We start from the raw sequence: 17,019 nt of genomic DNA, 5'->3' as shown, positions 1-17,019 counted from the left end.
TCGTAAGCTTCTTGTTCCTCAGCTAAATCTGTATCAATCTCTTCTCGATTAGCATGATAATACGTTAAAGCTGCATAAACTTGTGCGATCGATAAGTGAGTCATCAGCCTAGCAATTTCTTCCGCACTGTTACCCTGCTTGTACAAAACGGCGATGCGGCGGACAGAAGTACCAGTTTCAGCAATAATCGGACGGCCGCCTCGAAGGTTGGGATCGCGGATAATTAAAGTCCCGATGTCTACTACAGTTGTTGTCATACATTTTCTCCAGTCAGTTAACTTGATTATATAGATTTCTTCTAAAAATGTGTAACTATTTATTCCCCTGACGGTTCTCTTGAAGCGATAATTGCGTAAGGAATTGATAAAAATTAAGAGCGATTCCCTACGGGATAGCTACGCTTCACGCACTTTCCGCCAACCTCTCTACAACTTCCCAACTTGTTGAGTAAACCACATAGCCGCCGTCCCATTTCCCTCACCCAAAAGTTTCAAAGTATCAGACAGCAAAGCAATTGGCAATCCCTCAAGGGCTCCGGAAATTTCGCAGGGCTGATATTTCCCGTTTTCCTGCAAGCGAAATGCCAAAACTCTCTCGCCCTTAATATCTACTACCCAATACTCAGGAATTCCCAAAGCAGCATACAACCGCTTTTTTTCATCTAAATCGCTGGCCAAAGTAGTATCGGCTATCTCCCCGACTAAATCGGGCACTCGCGACTGATTCAGATTAATTCGGCGGGGTTCCCCTTTTTGCCATTGGTGGAAATCTCCGCCGATGTATAAAACTTTATCTGGTGCACCCGCTCCCACTTTAGGTTTTTCAATTACACAACCGCTGAGAGAATCAAAAGTTTGTCCTATTTTGGTAGTAAACCACACGAAAAATATGATAGTAAACAGATCGTTAAATCTGGCGTGCTGAGGCCCTTCATTACCCATGTCTATCCAAAGATATCCTTCATAAAAAAATATTCTGGCTTCCTCCAAAGATGGATCTTCGCAGGCTGCTACATAATCTTCCCACGTCGCGGCTTGCCATTGGGGAATTTCGCCCACTTGAGACACGATGAATTTGGCAGTTGTAGAAGTCATGATTTAAAAGCAAATTGAGGATAAAATTATCCTAACTTAGGTTGATATTTATCTGCTGCGGTAAGTGGTAGTTAGTAATTTGTCAATTTTTATAGCCCCCCTTTTTTAAGGGGGGGATCAAATCCTTGTGCTTATCGAATTGCTGTGGGCGCTGCAATTGGTACTTCTAAGTCTGGTTGCAAGTCAAAAACTACCACAAGCCTTGCTTGAGGCATCAGTTGACGCAGACACAGCAAGTGCCCGTCAGCATCCGATCGACTGCGAAATCGCCCCACAATCGTCCGCTGCATACTGGGCATGAGTTTGGCGATCGCCCAAGGATAAAGGCGTTTTTGGTACGCGATCGCCCCAGGATTCGCTGGGAAGCCCTGTTGATAACCGTTTTGTGACATAATCGTGTTGTATTCGTAAGGAGTACACAAAAGGCGTTAGTAAGTTTCTTGGCGGGAATGTACTAACGCCTTTTCCATTAAAATTCAAGCACCTATCACAACAATTGTCAATTGTCAATACTTAACGCTAAGTTTTAACGGTTATCCTATCTGAAGCTTTTATCGCCTATGGATTTGAGGGTTTTAGTAAGTGTTGAATTGTTTGTAAAAGTGATAGATTTTTGATTTTTAACCGCAGATGAACGCGAATAAACGCGGATGAAAGAAAGATAAATTGAGAATGAGTTAAGGGGCGATCGCACTTAATCACCCATCACACTATCACTCTTTTGTCAATACAAAGACACTTCCTTCATTGCCGCGCCCCAGCCGCAAATCCTTATCTAAATAAGTAATATCGAGCCATCCCTGCTGTTCGCGAGTATCGAAGCTGAAATCTACAGCAGCGAACTTTTTACCCGACTCAATCTCATTGATATACTTGGCTGGAGATTCATAGCCAATTAATCTACTTAAACCCAAAATTGACCGCTCAAACTTTACCTGCACTCGCCGTTCCGAAGTCGCCTCAAATGTTGCTGCCACGCTGACAATTCCTTCCAAATAAGGCAAGCCGTAAAGTTCGGCAATGTTGTAAACTTTCGATTCTTTGACGCGGATAGATTGATAAATTTGACCCAATTTTACCAAGGGAAAACTGTCAAGATTCAGCAGGGCGCGGCTGGTGGTGTACAATAACCGCCAATCACCATTTAAAAGCTCTGCAGCTTCGACAGGGCGTGGGGTGGGGTTGTAATCTTCCAATTGGGCGATCGCACTTAAAATCGCTTGTTTGTCGCTGGGAGTCGCCAGCAAACCGCGATTTTTACCAGCAATTATCTCTAATAGTGCAGATTTTCTAAGCATGATTTTTTAAGGATGAAGAACACGGATTTTGACACTAATAGACGGATTAATTATCGAACATGAGGCAAAATTAACACCGATCTTTTCTTCAGTCTCAAGCGAGAGGGACGAAAGTTTGTGTAGTAGCGATTTTAATCGCCGAGTCCGCAGTGTATTAACAACTAATAACTAAGATACCAAATTTCACTAGATAGAGCAGAGTCCGATACAGGGATGCTAATTCTTGGTCGTTTTTGGTATAACGCCTGAGAACTTCTCCAACACTGACAGCACCCTTTTGCTCGATCGCATCCAATATCTCCATCTGAATGTTAACAGAGATTCTTCTGTCGGGACCGAAGCTGGTAAACCAAATTGTTTGCAACTCTCTCATCCGTTCTGGTGTGACGATCGCACCCAGACTCAGCATCATCTCATTGCTTAAAGTTCTAGTCGCATAATGGCCCAATACCCGAAACGGATCGTCGCCCAGCGGATAAGGCGGCTTCCCGGCTTTTACAGGTGCAGACTCCGGTGCCCCAACGCGAATTTCTGCTAATTCCCGCCACAATTGTTCGTAAGCTGCAATTACTACTTTCCAATCATAAATTTCCCTTGCCCTTTGTCTGGCATTTTCCCCCATCCGCTTTCTCAATTCGGGGTTTTCAATTAATTGGCACAACGCGCGGGTGCAGGCATCAAGGTCAACTGCTGTGGCGAGGGAAGTGTGACCCATGTAAGTCGGCCAATTTAAGCTGCCGTCGAGATAATTTAGCGCTAAATCTAAACAAGATTCCGGGGGCGGGATGAGTGTGGGAATGCGGAAGCCGTCTATTTCGTGGCGTACTGATTCTTTGTATCCGTTCCAGTCGGAGACTATGGCGGGCAGTCCGTTTGCCATTGCTTCAATTGGCGTCAGCCCAAAGGTTTCTTGAATGTTGTCCGAAAGCGAAATGAAAATATCGGCTGCTGACCAAATATTTATTCTAATTTCGGGCTTTCTCCCATCTAAAAAAATAGCATTCACCGAGGGACAAAAGATTTGCGCGCTATTTTTAAAGTCGGGTTCTTCTCTCGGATCTTCGATCCAACCTGCTTGAATTAAGTGGATTTTGGCTTTTGTCTGTTGTGCGGCGCCCTCTAGGGCGATGTACATCGGTACCGGATGAGCTTTTGCAGAAAAAGTCAATCGACCGACAAATAACACAACAATATCGTCGGGAGAAATGCCGAGTTCTTGTCGCAGTTGGTGGCGACTATTAACTGCTTCCATACCCTGCGGAAACGCGCTGCAATCCACTCCTAGGGGAATAATCGGCAATTTTACTAAAATTTCCGGTTGACCCCCGTTGCGCTGCGCTAAATACTCTGACCACTCCCTCAGAGCTCCTTCTACTGCTGTTTTCGCGGCGGCAGAGGTGCAGATCAGGGCGTCCCAAGGCTGCATGGGTGCGGTTATCAAATCGCCGATCGCCTCCATGACATATTTGGTACCGAGGGTGTGAGTAACGCCGCAAACACTATAGGCCCGCTGATCGACAAATCTGCGCGCCCAAACTATCTGCGAGAGGGCCGGATCGGGTCGGTAAATTGTGCCCGGTTGAGATAGCAAATCCGGTCGTTCTGTGGGAATCCAGCGGACTTTCCGAGGTTGTTGCAGCCAAGGTTGGATGTGCGAACAAAACTCCTTAAAGGTTGTTTCGCTATCGGCCAAACAGTAGAGAGAGTCAGCGGTTCCGTGTTGGACTAAGCTTTTGAGAAACCCCTCTCCGGCTGAATGACGTCCTAGAAGTCTTTGCCCTCGGGTGTCGTAACTCTCTTTGTTGTATAATACTGCCGCCGTTGTATCCATTCTGAGATTTATTGCTTGAGAGTTGACTGAAGAAGCCAGAGGGCATTCGGGATTAGGCTTTGGTGAAAAACCACGATCCTGTTCTGAATCAACCGCTGGCGCGTTAGCGAGGCTTGCAGAACAGGATCGCGACGTGTCCCGTGATATCTTAAAGACGATCGTCTGGGATGACAATGCTTACGGCTAAAAAAGGATTGGCAAGAGCGGATTTTAGTGTTATCCTGGGGCCCATGCTTGGGGCGATCGCCTTTTGGGTATCCCATCTTATGCCTATCCGGAACCAAACAGGGCCTATGGTATAATGCTTTAGCCTTGCTAAATGCCCGATTTGCAAGTGCTTGATCAAAGCTGCAGTCCGTCGGCAAAACATTTCCTCTATTCGATCGCGTCTTTGTCTTTAAAAACCGAGAATCATGTACAACCCATCTCTGCGTCAAATACCTCGCCACTTGCCTGCGGATGTAATTCCATTAAAGCAGCAATCTTCTCTTTTAGACTGGTTGGAATCTAACAATCGCCTGTTAGCAAGGGATGTCCAAGAACCAGACTATCTGCACGAAGAAGAAATTTCCGAACTAATGGCAGTTGACGACAGTCCTTACGATGATTTAGAAGAGGAAATAGAAGAGGATGTGAGTGTAGGCGAGGAATAACTTGTAGAAGGGTGAAGGAATCAACCGGAAACAGGGAATAAAAACTAAGATATTTCCCCATCTCCTGTATCGCACCCTATTGCCTAATTGTCAATTGCTTGTTCTTAAATGGTGTGTGTTGAGGAGTGTTATGGATAACTTTGTGGATGAGAAAATTTCTTTAACTATGCCTTTCAAACTTACAGGCAGGAATTTATTCCTGCTGCTGGGTTTGGGGCTTGGCATTTTAGCGATCGGTTTAGATGTAGCAGCGGGTAGACTTTTGAATGGACCTGCATCGCTATTTATGCCACTAGCTGTTTGTGCTGTAGTTGCATCGGTTTTGGGCTATGCAGTTGTGCCTTTACTCCAGCAACTAAAAGCAGGACAAATAATTCGCGAAGACGGTCCCCAAGCTCACTTAAAAAAGGCGGGAACGCCGACAATGGGTGGCGTTTTTTTTGTGCCTGCAGGGGTCGCAGTTGCTTTGCTTTGGTCTAGATTTAACTCAGATGTTGTTGCGGTATCGGCTTTAACTTTAGCTTACGGTTTCATCGGCTGGATCGACGACTGGCAAATTCTGCGCCTCAAATCGAATAAAGGTATTTCACCTCGGATGAAATTGGCTTTGCAAGTAGGTTTTGCCGCTCTATTTTGTCTGTGGCTGATGTTCCGCGAACCAGGGATTTCTACCAGCATTGCTTTGCCTTTCGGTTGGGTATTGCCTTTAGGGTTTCTGTTTTGGCCGCTGGCGGGTTTTGTGCTGGTAGCTGAAAGCAATGCTACTAATATTACCGACGGCGTTGACGGGTTGATGGGAGGTTTGGGGGCGATCGCACTTTTGGGATTGGGCGCATCTGTAGCCTCAACTTCGCCAGAATTAATGATATTTTGCGCCTGCACCAGCGGCAGTTGTCTCGGTTTCTTAGCACACAACCGCAATCCAGCCACGGTGTTTATGGGCGATACAGGTGCTTTAGCTTTGGGCGGTGCGTTGGGTGCGGTAGCTCTATTAACTAATAGCCTTTGGGTATTATTAATAATTAGCGGGATTTTCTTTATTGAAACGCTGTCAGTAATTGCTCAAGTAGGTTATTACAAAGCTACAAAAGGGCCAGATGGAATCGGCAAGCGTCTGTTAAGAATGGCTCCGCTGCACCATCATCTAGAACTGTGCGGCTGGTTAGAAACTCAGGTTGTTGGCATCTTTTATATAACTAACGGGGTGTTAGTGTTAATGATTCTGATGTTGACTAGCAACAGTTAACAGCGGATTGGCAAAGGATTTAACAGCCGATTTAAGTGATATTTTGTGCAATCTTCAAAAACAAATAAGATGCCCGTTCTACAGGAACTCAATGCAGTTGTGGAACGGGCATCTTGCCCGTTTTAGGCTAAAGCAACAGGCTTTTCGGCTTCACATTTCTTAGTCTCGCGTGGCGCGCACTTCGTTTGACTCTTGAGCAGTTTCAACCGCCGAACAATCTATGATATCCCTCGTTAATGCAATGGAAATCAAAAAAACTCGGGGCAATCTGGGGAGAATTTTTTCACCTACAAGCCTTCTCTTGCTGGCTGCTAGCTCAGTTTTTTACTGGAACCTCGTTAGGCTGGGTTATGCTGTTCCAATTCCCTACATTTTAGATGTTTTCTGCTTAAATAAATGTCCGGCTGATGATTTAAATATGTTGCATCCCCAATTACCGCCCGATAATTTATTAAACTACGACAAGCCGCTAATACAAATTTTAGGCGAACCAAATAAGTTAGATAAAAACAGAATTTCCATCCTAGTAGAAAAATCAAAATATAGGCTGACTGTATACGATAGCAAAAAGCCAGTAAAATCTTATCCTGTAGTATTTGGTGGCAATCCCGCAGGTGATAAATTAAAAGCAGGGGATTTGCGGACGCCGGAAGGTGTTTTTAGTATTAAAGATATGTACCCTCACGAAAGTTGGTCAAAGTTTCTGTGGCTGGATTATCCAACCAAACAATCTTGGCGCAAACATATAAAAGCTAAGCAAGATGGTACAATTGCGTGGGGCGACAGTATAGGCAGCGAAGTCGGGATTCACGGCGTTCCTGCTAATTCGGATAATATTATAAAAGAGCGATCGAACTGGACTTTGGGCTGCGTTTCGCTGGAAAATAAGGATGTTGAGGAGTTGTATGGGTTTGTGCAGAAGGGAACGGCAGTAGAAATTCTGAAATAATTTAAAAAGGTTTTTTCCTTGGGTGGGGGTGGGTTTAAATAACCTCGAAGCACTTCTTAAGGCTATTGGCGAACCAGCCCCTACGGGTTTATTGCAAATTTTGCAAGAGGTGAGAATGAAGGGCTAAAAATGAACAGTGATGTGTCTTTATTGGAAGTTTCGGTGGTTGTGCCTGTTTACAACGGCGAGATGGATTTGCCGGAGTTGATCGAGTGCCTGCGATCGCAAACTTATCCGATCGACAGTGTAGAATATCTCCTAGTAGACAACAACAGTCGCGATCGCACTTCAACCATCCTCCAAACAGCAGCCTCTAATCCCCCCGGGATCCCACCCTTGGTAAGGGGGGGAAGCAATTTCAATCGAATAACCATTCGCCCCCTCGCGGAAAATCAGATTCAAAGTTCCTACGCCGCCCGCAATAAAGGAATTCGCGCATCAACAGGCGAAATCATTGCATTTACCGATGCAGACTGTCGCCCGGAATCTGACTGGCTGGAAAATTTAGTTAAGCCATTTGTTGACTTAGAAGTAGGAATTAGCGCTGGGGAAATACTCGCCCTCCCGGGTAAAACTATTTTAGAACAACACGCCGAGCGCGAAAATACTTTATCTCAAAAACATACTCTCGCTCACCCTTTTTGTGCTTACGGCCAAACCGCCAATTTAGCTGTACGCAAACAAGTTTTAGAAACAGTAGGTTTGTTTCGCCCCTACCTCACCAGCGGCGGCGATGCTGACTTGTGCTGGCGGATTTTGCGGGAAACATCATATAAAATGTATTTTGCCGAAAATGCGATCGTCCGACACCGCCACCGTTCTACAATAAAACAGTTGCAAAGTCAATGGTATCGGTACGGCGAATCAAATAAATATTTGCACGAACTCCACGGTGTCGATTTGATGCGAGAATTCACAACAGGGGAATATTTTTACCGGCTGGCTAGGTGGCTATTAAAGGAATTTCCGGTTGCTGCTGCCAAAAGTGCGTTAGCGAAGCCCTCGAAGAGGATCGGCTCTTCCGATCTGGTAGACTTGTTCAAGACGCCGATCGGTCTAGTGAATGTTAGGGCAAGGTCGATGGGACAGCGCCAAGCCAAACTTCCCGAATCAGCTTGGCAGATTGAGCGGTTTTAATCGGTTTTAATATTTTAGAGCAATAAATCCTTGTTCGATCGCACTTGCGATCGAACAATATTCTTTTGTATACAATCCCCCCCTATATAGCGGTTCTCAAGCGTGGTGAGGTATGGGGGCGAGTCCTATGCCGATGCCCGATGCCCGATGCCCTATGCCCTATGAGCAACTCATGTTACTGAGAAAGGCTATATATACCTATAAGTAGAGTTTATCGGTAGAAAAAAATATACTGAATTAGAAATATGAAAATTTAACGCAATCCTTAATATAAAATTAATAAGTCTATTCTTCCCGCCTAGTATCAAAACCACGACTAACTCGAATACTGACGCCAAAATAGCCTCTAATTCTGCCTTCTGGCTTTTGAGTGCTGTCGTTGGCGCGAGCGGAATTATTCTCAGAATTTTAAATTTTTGTAACCTTTACAGGTAATGCCAATGGCTCAAATCTTACTCCAGACCGTTTGGTTTATACCTTGCTATCCACTCATCGGCGGAGTTCTGTCGATGCTGTGGTTTCCGGCAATTACCCGTCGCACGGGGCCAAGACCATCGGGTTACGTGAACGCCATCTTAACCTTGTTCGCTTTCTTACACGGCGTCATCGCCCTCCCAGCTATCTGGAACCAACCGGCACAGCACCAGTTAATTCCCTGGCTGAATGTAGCAGGTTTAGACTTAACCATTCCCGTAGAAATCTCTACTGTCACAGTCGGCGCGACAGTTTTGGTTACCGGACTGAACTTGCTGGCGCAGATTTATGCTTTCGGTTACATGGAAATGGACTGGGGCTGGGCGAGATTGTTTTCCCTGATGGGGCTGTTTGAAGCGGGGATGTGCGGCTTGGTACTGTGCAATTCCCTGTTCTTCAGCTACATGATTTTGGAAGTTCTGACTTTGGGTACTTACCTGCTAGTCGGGCTGTGGTTCAATCAGTCTTTGGTGGTGACAGGCGCCCGCGACGCTTTCTTAACCAAGCGGGTGGGTGACTTATTCCTGCTGATGGGAGTAGTCGCAATTCTGCCGCTGGCTGGAACTTGGAATTTTGATGAGTTGGCTGTTTGGGCTCAGACTGCAAAGCTTGACCCCACTGTAGCGACGCTGTTGACTTTAGCTTTGATTGCCGGGCCGATGGGTAAGTGCGCTCAGTTTCCCTTGCACCTGTGGCTGGATGAGGCCATGGAAGGCCCCCTGCCGGCGACGATTTTGCGGAACACCGTAGTTGTCGAAACTGGTGCTTGGATATTGATTAAGTTGCAGCCAGTGATTGCTTTGTCCCCGATTGGGGTGACGGCAACTATTGCTGTGGGTGCTGCGACGGCGGTGGGTGCTTCATTAATTGCGATCGCCCAAATTGACATCAAGCGCACGCTTTCCTATATAGTCAGCTCTTACATGGGCTTAGTATTTATCGCCGTCGGCACCGGACAAGCCCAGATAGCCCTGACATTAATATTTGCCTACAGCTTGGCAATGGGTTTGCTGGTGATGAGCATCGGTTCGGTAGTTTGGAACAGCATCACTCAGGATGTCCGAGCTCTCGGCGGTTTGTGGAGAAAGCGGCCGATATCGGCCATATCGTTTATTGTCGGTAGCGCTGGATTGGTGGGACTGCCCCCCTTCGGCTGTTTCTGGGCTTTAGAAGAATTAGCATCCGGGCTTTCGGAAGCTAAGCCTTTGCTGTTAGGAATAGTTTTGTTTGTAAACGCCGTCACTGCTTTTGGGTTGGTGCGCGTCTTCGGTTTAGTTTTTGGCGGCAAACCAAAGCAAATGACCGAACGCTCGCCGGAAGTTCACTGGCCTTTTATCTTGCCGATGACTGTTTTAATGGGCTTTACTTTGCACGTTCCGCACTTGCTGGCGGCGTGGAATTTATTGCCTGTGGCAAGTTTGAATTATACCGCAACTGGACTGCTAGTTTTGTCAACGGCGATCGGCATGGGTGCAGGAGCATTTGTTTACCTGAACGACAAATGGGAAAAACCAGTGCGAATTGGTTCTCAAGCTTTGCAAGACTTTTTTGCCTACGACTTTTACACTGCCAAACTTTACCGGGTGACAGTGATATTTGCAGTCGGTTTAGTTGCTCAAGTTATCTCCTGGGTCGATCGCAATATTGTTGACGGATTCGTAAATTTAGTCGGTGTGGCAACGGTTTTCGGCGGGCAAAGCCTCAAATACAACGTTAACGGTCAAACTCAGTTTTACGCCTTGACAATTCTGTTCGGAGTGGCAGTTTTGGGACTGCTCATAAGCTGGCCGCTGCTAGCTCGCCTGTCGCTGATTGTAGGCGGGTAAAAATACCTCAAAAGGAAGATTTTAGGTGACAGTTTTAATCTAAAATCTTAAAAGTATGAATTCTTGAACACAGATTCCTAAGTCGTTCAAATAAGGCAAAATAAATGAGTTCAAACAACAGACAATTCAATATTTCCCGGCGCAATTCCCTCAAATTTGTCGCAGGTGCTATTGGTACAGGGATACTCGCAGCACGAGCAGGCGCTGAGTTGGCTGCACCCGAACCAGTAATTGCTCAAAATAACATTACTCCCGATGCAGCTCTGCAACTGTTAATCGACGGGAACCAGCGGTTTGTTAACAACATGCGCCAAAATCCCAACCAAGACTTTACGCGCATCACCCAAGTTGCCCCATCTCAAGCACCCTTTGCTGCTATTCTCGGCTGTGCAGATTCCCGCTTTCCTGCGGAAATTCTCTTCGATAGAGGATTTGGAGATATATTTGTCTGTCGCGTGGCCGGAAATGTGGCTACCCCAGAAGAAATTGGCAGCGTGGAATTTGGCACGCTAGTACTGGGAGCAAAAGTGCTTATGGTAGTCGGGCATGAAAATTGCGGTGCGGTAAAAGCAGCCATCGAAGGAGGTACACTTCCCGGTGAGATTGGCAGTTTGACTGCGGCCATTCTGCCGGCTGTACAAATGTCGCAAAACCAACCGGGCGATAGTGTAGCCAATGCCGTCAAAGCGAATATTAGGCTGCAAGCTAACAGGTTGAAAGCCTCTCCAGTTATCAATCAGTTAATTCAAGAGGGGAAACTGAAAGTTGTTGGTGCATACTACGATTTAGACACGGCGGCAGTCGAGATTCTTCCTATGGCATGGATGGCTTAAATAACCTGGAAGCACTTGTTAAGGCTATTTGCAATAAACCAGCCCCTACGGGTTTATTGCAAATTGTGCAATAGGTGAGATTGTAGGCGCGTAAAGACCTTTAAAATTTAAGATTTTAGGTGACAGTTTTAATCTAAAATCTTAAAAACATCAAGTCTTGAACAAAGATTTCCAACTCGTTCAAATAAGGCAAAACGAATGAACTCAAACAACAGACTATTCAATCTTTCTCGGCGCAATTCCCTCAAATTTGTCGCAGGTGCTATTGGTACAGGCATCCTCGCAGCACGAGCAGGCGCTGAGTTGGCTGCACCCGAACCAGCAATTGCTCAAAATAACGTAACTCCCCAGCAAGCTCTGCAAATGTTAGTGGACGGGAACCAGCGGTTTGTTAACAACATGCGCCAAAATCCCAACCAAACCTTGGCGCGCGTCACCCAAGTTGCCCCATCTCAAGCACCCTTTGCTGCTATTCTCGGCTGTGCAGATTCCCGCTTTCCTGCGGAAATTCTCTTCGATAGAGGAGTTGGAGATATATTTGTCTGTCGCGTGGCCGGAAATGTTACTACCCCAGAAGAAAAGGGCAGCCTGGAATTTGGCACGCTGGTACTGGGAGCAAAAGTGCTTATGGTAGTCGGGCATGAAAATTGCGGTGCGGTAAAAGCAGCCATCGAAGGAGGTGAACTTCCCGGTCAAATTGGCAGTTTGACCAAGGCCATTAAGCCGGCTGTAGAAAGCTCGAAAAACCAAGCGGGCGATAAGGTAGTAAATGCCGTCAAAGAGAATGTTAAGCTGCAAGCTAGCAGGTTGAAAGACTCTCCAGTTATCTCTCAGTTAATTCAAGAAGGGAAACTGCTAGTTGTTGGTGGATACTACGATTTAGACACGGCGGCAGTCGAGATTATTAATATACCGTGATGCAATTTGGGATTGATAATTTGGGAAAAGTTAACCTCTAAACTCTCAAATTAAGGCTCAAAGTTCCAGGCATAGGACGATCGACTTGTAGGGTGCGTCATACCGAGTTATAGATGGATTAGCGAGGGTTTGGGGTTCGGACGCACCTTACCACCTGTGTCCTGAGCGTTCTGGACTGAAATTATCAAACACAAAAACCAGAAAAATTGATTCTTTACTCTTTACTCTTTACTCTTGACACATTATGCTTAGTGCCTTGCTCTGGTTGCCCGCGTTGGGCGCTGCGGTAGTCGGGTTCCTGCCCGGAAATATCAATGGGATGCGTCTGCGTTCCATAGCGTCGGCTTTTGCTTCTGCTATTTTCATTGTGAATATCTGGCTGTTGACTCAATTCGATACAGCCAATTCGGGACTGCAATTTCAAGAATATTTGCCTTGGATTCCACAATTAGGTTTGAGCTACAACTTGGGCATTGACGGCTTGTCCTTGCCGCTGCTGGTTTTAAGTGCTTTGCTGACGCTATTAGTCATTTACGGCACTGGCGAAAAGATGGAGCGCCCCCAGCTTTACTACGCTTTGATTTTGCTAATCAATGCGGGTGTGGCGGGAGCTTTGATGTCTCAAAATTTGCTGCTGTTTGTACTGTTTTACGAAGTAGAATTAATTCCTTTTTACCTGTTGATTGCGATTTGGGGCGGAAAGCAGCGGGAATACGCTGCCATGAAGTTTTTGATCTACACGGCAGTTTCGGGACTTTTAGTGCTGGCAGCATTTTTGGGTGTGGCTTGGCTGAGCGGTTCTTTAAATTTCGATTACAGTGCGATTACCACTCAAGTATTGCCGAGAAATGTGCAGTTAATCCTGCTAACAATTTTGCTAATTGGGTTAGGAATTAAAATTCCCTTGGTGCCGCTGCACACTTGGCTACCGGATGCTTATGTCGAAGCTTCGCCAGCAACAGCTATTTTGCTGGGAGGGATTCTGGCGAAGTTGGGAACTTACGGTTTAGTGCGGTTTGGCTTGCAGATGTTTCCCGAAACTTGGTCGATTATAGCTCCCGGTTTAGCGATTATCGGGACTGTGAGCGTGATGTACGGGGCTTTGAGCGCGATCGCCCAAAAAGACATCAAGCGCATGGTAGCCTATAGTTCGATCGGGCATATGGGCTACATCCTGGTTGCCTGCGCTGCGGGTACGAAGCTGGCATTAATCGGCGCTGTCGGGCAAATGGTAAGCCACGGTTTAATTTTAGCTTTGCTGTTTTATTTGGTAGGCATCATCGAAACCAAAGTCGGCACGCGGGATTTGGACGTGCTCAACGGTTTGATGAACCCGATGCGGGGTTTACCGACTGCCAGTTCCCTGTTAGTTTTGGGCGGCATGGCAAGCGCCGGAATTCCCGGTTTGGTGGGTTTTATTGCCGAATTTTTAGTGTTTCAAGGCAGTTTCTCGATCTTTCCAATTCCAACTTTACTCTGCATTTTAGCTTCGGGTTTAACAGCCGTTTACTTTGTGATTCTGCTCAACCGCACCTGTTTTGGGAAGTTGGACAATGCCACGGCTTACTACCCTCCAGTTACGTTTGCTGAAAATATGCCGGCGCTGGTTTTGGCGGGCATAATTTTTGTGTTGGGAATTCAACCTGCTTGGCTGCTCAAGTGGAGCGAATCTACTACAAATGCGATCGTAGCCACTCTTCCGGCTGACAGAAATGCCCAAGTTGCTATTAGCTATCCCCTAGAACGCTCGGCTCTTGAAATCGCGTCTACACCTCGGTTATTCCCTGGACAACTCGGCGATTGAAATCGCGTCTACACAAACAAAGTCCGCCTCCGCGGACTAAGAAATTAATTTCCCAGCAGAGCCCCTTGGTAACAACTTAACCTTAAACCGACCGTCTCTCTTGTTAGTGTCGAAGTCTAGATCCCCCCTAACCCCCCTTAATAAGGGGGGGACAAAATTCTTCTCAAAGTCCCCCTTATTAAGGGGGATTTAGGGGGATCTAGACTCAGGTAAAAGCGAAATTTCTCATGGTTTCAGTCTTAATTTGTCACCAATAGATAGAGACTGGAAGTAGAACGAGTAGATAAATATTCCATTTCACTCAATCAAAGGAAGAAACAATGGTACAAACCCCTAATAAACCAGCAACTAAACTACCTGCTTCCAAACACCAATTTGCCGAAATAATTCACAGGCTGGAAGCTGGCGGCGCGATGATTCCTGATACGCCGGAAAATCTGATGCAAATCATCGCTATCTGGAAAGCTTACGCAGTGCCGATGGATTTCTACTGGCGGGATTTGCTTTACATCGCCGAACGAGTATTTTTACACCCGCTTCCCTTCTTTAAATACTTCTTGCCCCAGGAGTATTTAGACTTGCAAAATCACTATGCAGGCGACGGTGCAGATTTGCGGGTTTGGCGGGGGACTGGAAGTGTTCACCCGGAACTTTTGGATTTCATGGAGAAGGGAGAAACTGGTAAAATGCCGCGGCTGTTTCACCATTTGTGGCACGATCGCATTAACATGGAATTTGCGGAAGAGTGCATGAGGGCAATGCTTTGGCACCGGGGCTTGTACGTGCCGACCAATCAATTCGATCCTTATTTGGACAGTGACGAATATAAGGCTAATGCCGATCGGGCAATTAAAGCTTACTTCAAAAAAGACCCATTCATGCTGGGACTGCACAAAGCATTTCCAGAAATGTTTTTAGAACAGTGCCGCCAAATGTCTTATTACAGCAATCTCGGTTTATTCTGGGAAGTCATGGCGCCGGTGTTTTTTGAGGTTTCCGACTTGTACGACGAAGGGAAAGTTACCACAGTCCCGCAGGCGATGGATTTCCTAGTAAATGGCATATTTGCGATCGCCGGACGCCCGATTTACCACCACGTTTACATCGACGGCGAGAAGTACGAAATCATCCCCAAATCTAAGGGTTTCACTTGGCTTTACGAAGCAGCGTTACCTTACGTGGAAGCTGTATTTTATCGCACTTCGCCATTCCGAGGCACCAAATCTTACAACGCTCAAGCGAAGGAAGTTCCTGACGACCAAAAAGACTTCCACTACGGAGTTTTGTATGCAGACAAATTCCCGGTAGGTACGGCGGGCATTCCGCCGACTTTGCTAGCACAAGATATGCTGCATTTCCTGCCGCCTTATTTGATGGATTTCTACAAACAGCGCTGTCGCGGCGAAGATGATATCCTCAATCAAATTGGGGTGACATTTCAGCGATCGATGTACTGCGTTACTTCGGCGGTGATTCAAGCTTTGCGGACTGCTCTTTTGTATCCTTTAGATGACCCGAATCCCAAGCATTTGAAGGCAAATCGGGCTTTCTTTGAGGCTCAGCTCGATCGCTTCTGTCGCCCGGAATACGGCATGAAATATGCTGCGAAGTTGAATAATATTCAGACTTCGGATTATAGGTAAAGGATGTTTGCCGGAGGCATCTTAGCTTCCAAGTCCGCCAGTCCGTTAGTCCGCCAGGGGTTTCAACCCCTGGCTCAAAGCTCAAGTCGGTTGAAATTAACATCTTGCACCATTGTCAATTACCTATTTAGGAACGGGTTCTTCGGCCCGTTCCACAATCAAATTGAGTTTTGTGGAACGGGCCGAAGAGCCCGTTCTTGAGAACGGTGCAAGATCTCAGTTGAAACCGACTGGGAAAAATGAGAGCTTTTTTAAGCCGTTTTACAAGTCCTATAATATTAAGCGTGTTGACCTCGTAATTATTCATCTCTCTCTCTTCTTTTCCTCTGAATTCTCTGCGTTCTCTGCGTTCTCTGCGGTTTAATCATTCCGATACAACCAGAAATGATATAACCAATAATAAATAACCAATAACTATGGACAGCAAAGATCTAGCCAAATATATCGAAGCAAAAAACGGGATTTCCAAACCTTGGCTGTTGGTGCAACTGCGACTAAAAAAATTGCAAGAAAGGCGATCGGAGATTTCTGCTGAAGAGTATATGACAGAACTTACAGACATTCACAAAGATTTAATGAATCTGGGGGAATGGTGGCTGGGAATCGAGGATGAAGTGTTTTAAAATTTAATTAAAAGTTCAAGTAGGATTAAGTCGATCGCACTTTAAAATTTCTGCATCAAATCTTTTTCTTGGGCATAGACCTCTCGTAGCTGTTGCAGCGCCGCCCCAGAAATTGCCGATTTAACTGTAGCTACCAAGAGGCCCCACTGCAGCAAGCTGTCAACTGAAACAGCTTTTTTGAACTTGTACGTGTAGAATTTCGTCCAAAATGCTGGTGCTTGCTTGCTTTTCCAGCGTTTGTACCATCTGCCAAAATCTTGAGGCGCGATCGGCCTTTCCAAATTTATACTATAAACCCTAGTGTTTCGTCTTGTCAAAACGCGTTTAAACGCTTTATAGCGCAGCTAAAAGCTCAGCTTAAAGGTGCTAAGATTTAGTCAAAGTTGTTAATCTCCCGTTACCTTTGTGACTAGAGCCAGTACCGCCATTGGAGTCAGCCCAATTATCAAGGATCTTGTGCAGAAAAAGGCGCTAGCAACCCGACTAACGCTGAAGGAAATTATCTATGTCGGGATGCTGGCGATGGACGAGTTAGACGAAAAGCGCTTGCAAGAGTTGGCTGATCAGGTACATCAGATGCAGGTGAATGGGGAGATTTGAGGGGAAAAGGGGGAATCCCTACCCGAACCGAAGGCACGGGCGTTCGGGATAGCAACGCTTGCGCGGACTTCGGGTGAGGTAAGGTAAGGG

The 17,019-nt window shown here is 46.2% G+C and carries 17 protein-coding genes; 11 read left to right on the top strand and 6 right to left on the bottom strand.

Annotated elements, in window-relative coordinates:
• The 5 genes from ACUVJL_RS11270 to ACUVJL_RS11250 form a co-directional block, all read right to left on the bottom strand.
• Window positions 1-257: DUF433 domain-containing protein (locus ACUVJL_RS11270; protein ID WP_445245925.1), on the bottom strand; the 257-nt coding region annotated here is incomplete at its 3' end.
• Window positions 258-425: 168 nt separating this feature from the next.
• Window positions 426-1,094, bottom strand: a complete 669-nt coding sequence (locus ACUVJL_RS11265; protein WP_445245924.1) for a Uma2 family endonuclease — start codon at window positions 1,092-1,094, stop codon at window positions 426-428.
• A gap of 131 nt (window positions 1,095-1,225) precedes the next feature.
• On the bottom strand, window positions 1,226-1,486 hold the full coding sequence (locus tag ACUVJL_RS11260; RefSeq protein ID WP_445245923.1) for a hypothetical protein: 261 nt from the start codon (window positions 1,484-1,486) through the stop codon (window positions 1,226-1,228).
• A gap of 321 nt (window positions 1,487-1,807) precedes the next feature.
• Window positions 1,808-2,392 carry a PAP/fibrillin family protein gene (locus tag ACUVJL_RS11255; protein ID WP_445245922.1) on the bottom strand — a complete coding sequence of 195 codons (585 nt, stop codon included), beginning with the start codon at window positions 2,390-2,392 and terminating at the stop codon, window positions 1,808-1,810.
• 154 nt (window positions 2,393-2,546) lie between these two features.
• Window positions 2,547-4,223 carry a glycosyltransferase family 4 protein gene (locus ACUVJL_RS11250; RefSeq protein ID WP_445245921.1) on the bottom strand — a complete coding sequence of 559 codons (1,677 nt, stop codon included), beginning with the start codon at window positions 4,221-4,223 and terminating at the stop codon, window positions 2,547-2,549.
• A 413-nt stretch (window positions 4,224-4,636) separates the two neighbouring features.
• On the opposite strand from ACUVJL_RS11250, the gene ACUVJL_RS11245 reads away from it, so the two are divergent.
• From ACUVJL_RS11245 to ACUVJL_RS11200, 10 genes are all read left to right on the top strand, one after another.
• The gene (locus ACUVJL_RS11245; RefSeq protein WP_190744105.1) at window positions 4,637-4,876 is read left to right on the top strand and encodes a DUF3134 domain-containing protein; all 240 of its coding nucleotides are present in this window, start codon (window positions 4,637-4,639) and stop codon (window positions 4,874-4,876) included.
• 130 nt (window positions 4,877-5,006) lie between these two features.
• The gene (gene mraY, locus ACUVJL_RS11240; protein ID WP_445245920.1) at window positions 5,007-6,122 is read left to right on the top strand and encodes a phospho-N-acetylmuramoyl-pentapeptide-transferase; all 1,116 of its coding nucleotides are present in this window, start codon (window positions 5,007-5,009) and stop codon (window positions 6,120-6,122) included.
• A 220-nt stretch (window positions 6,123-6,342) separates the two neighbouring features.
• Window positions 6,343-7,071: a L,D-transpeptidase family protein gene (locus ACUVJL_RS11235; RefSeq protein WP_445245919.1), complete on the top strand. Its 729-nt coding sequence runs from the start codon at window positions 6,343-6,345 to the stop codon at window positions 7,069-7,071.
• Window positions 7,072-7,200: 129 nt separating this feature from the next.
• A complete protein-coding gene (locus tag ACUVJL_RS11230; protein ID WP_445245918.1) occupies window positions 7,201-8,208 on the top strand; it encodes a glycosyltransferase in 1,008 nt (335 codons plus the stop codon).
• Between the two features lie 440 nt (window positions 8,209-8,648).
• Window positions 8,649-10,508, top strand: coding sequence for an NAD(P)H-quinone oxidoreductase subunit F (locus ACUVJL_RS11225; protein ID WP_445245917.1), 1,860 nt, complete (start codon window positions 8,649-8,651; stop codon window positions 10,506-10,508).
• Between the two features lie 104 nt (window positions 10,509-10,612).
• Window positions 10,613-11,341 carry a carbonic anhydrase gene (locus ACUVJL_RS11220; RefSeq protein ID WP_445245916.1) on the top strand — a complete coding sequence of 243 codons (729 nt, stop codon included), beginning with the start codon at window positions 10,613-10,615 and terminating at the stop codon, window positions 11,339-11,341.
• Window positions 11,342-11,539: 198 nt separating this feature from the next.
• The gene (locus ACUVJL_RS11215; RefSeq protein ID WP_445245915.1) at window positions 11,540-12,259 is read left to right on the top strand and encodes a carbonic anhydrase; all 720 of its coding nucleotides are present in this window, start codon (window positions 11,540-11,542) and stop codon (window positions 12,257-12,259) included.
• Between the two features lie 244 nt (window positions 12,260-12,503).
• Entirely contained in the window at window positions 12,504-14,063 is a 1,560-nt protein-coding gene (locus tag ACUVJL_RS11210) for an NADH-quinone oxidoreductase subunit M (RefSeq protein ID WP_445245914.1), read from the top strand.
• 320 nt (window positions 14,064-14,383) lie between these two features.
• A complete protein-coding gene (locus ACUVJL_RS11205) occupies window positions 14,384-15,706 on the top strand; it encodes a CO2 hydration protein (protein ID WP_445245913.1) in 1,323 nt (440 codons plus the stop codon).
• 416 nt (window positions 15,707-16,122) lie between these two features.
• On the top strand, window positions 16,123-16,329 hold the full coding sequence (locus tag ACUVJL_RS11200) for a hypothetical protein (protein ID WP_445245912.1): 207 nt from the start codon (window positions 16,123-16,125) through the stop codon (window positions 16,327-16,329).
• 41 nt (window positions 16,330-16,370) lie between these two features.
• Here the strand turns inward: ACUVJL_RS11200 and ACUVJL_RS11195 are convergent, their stop codons facing one another.
• Window positions 16,371-16,646 (bottom strand): hypothetical protein, encoded by a 276-nt coding sequence (locus ACUVJL_RS11195; protein ID WP_445245911.1) that lies wholly within the window; start codon window positions 16,644-16,646, stop codon window positions 16,371-16,373.
• A gap of 88 nt (window positions 16,647-16,734) precedes the next feature.
• Here ACUVJL_RS11195 and ACUVJL_RS11190 point away from each other — a divergent pair, with 88 nt between their 5' ends.
• A complete protein-coding gene (locus tag ACUVJL_RS11190; RefSeq protein ID WP_445245910.1) occupies window positions 16,735-16,929 on the top strand; it encodes a hypothetical protein in 195 nt (64 codons plus the stop codon).
• Window positions 16,930-17,019: the final 90 nt, after the last annotated feature.

Source organism: Microcoleus sp. OTE_8_concoct_300 (assembly GCF_031383065.1).
Taxonomy (GTDB): Bacteria; Cyanobacteriota; Cyanobacteriia; order Cyanobacteriales; family Microcoleaceae; genus Microcoleus.
The sequence above is the reverse complement of the archived record's forward strand: the minus strand, read 5'-3'. Positions and strand labels throughout refer to the sequence as shown.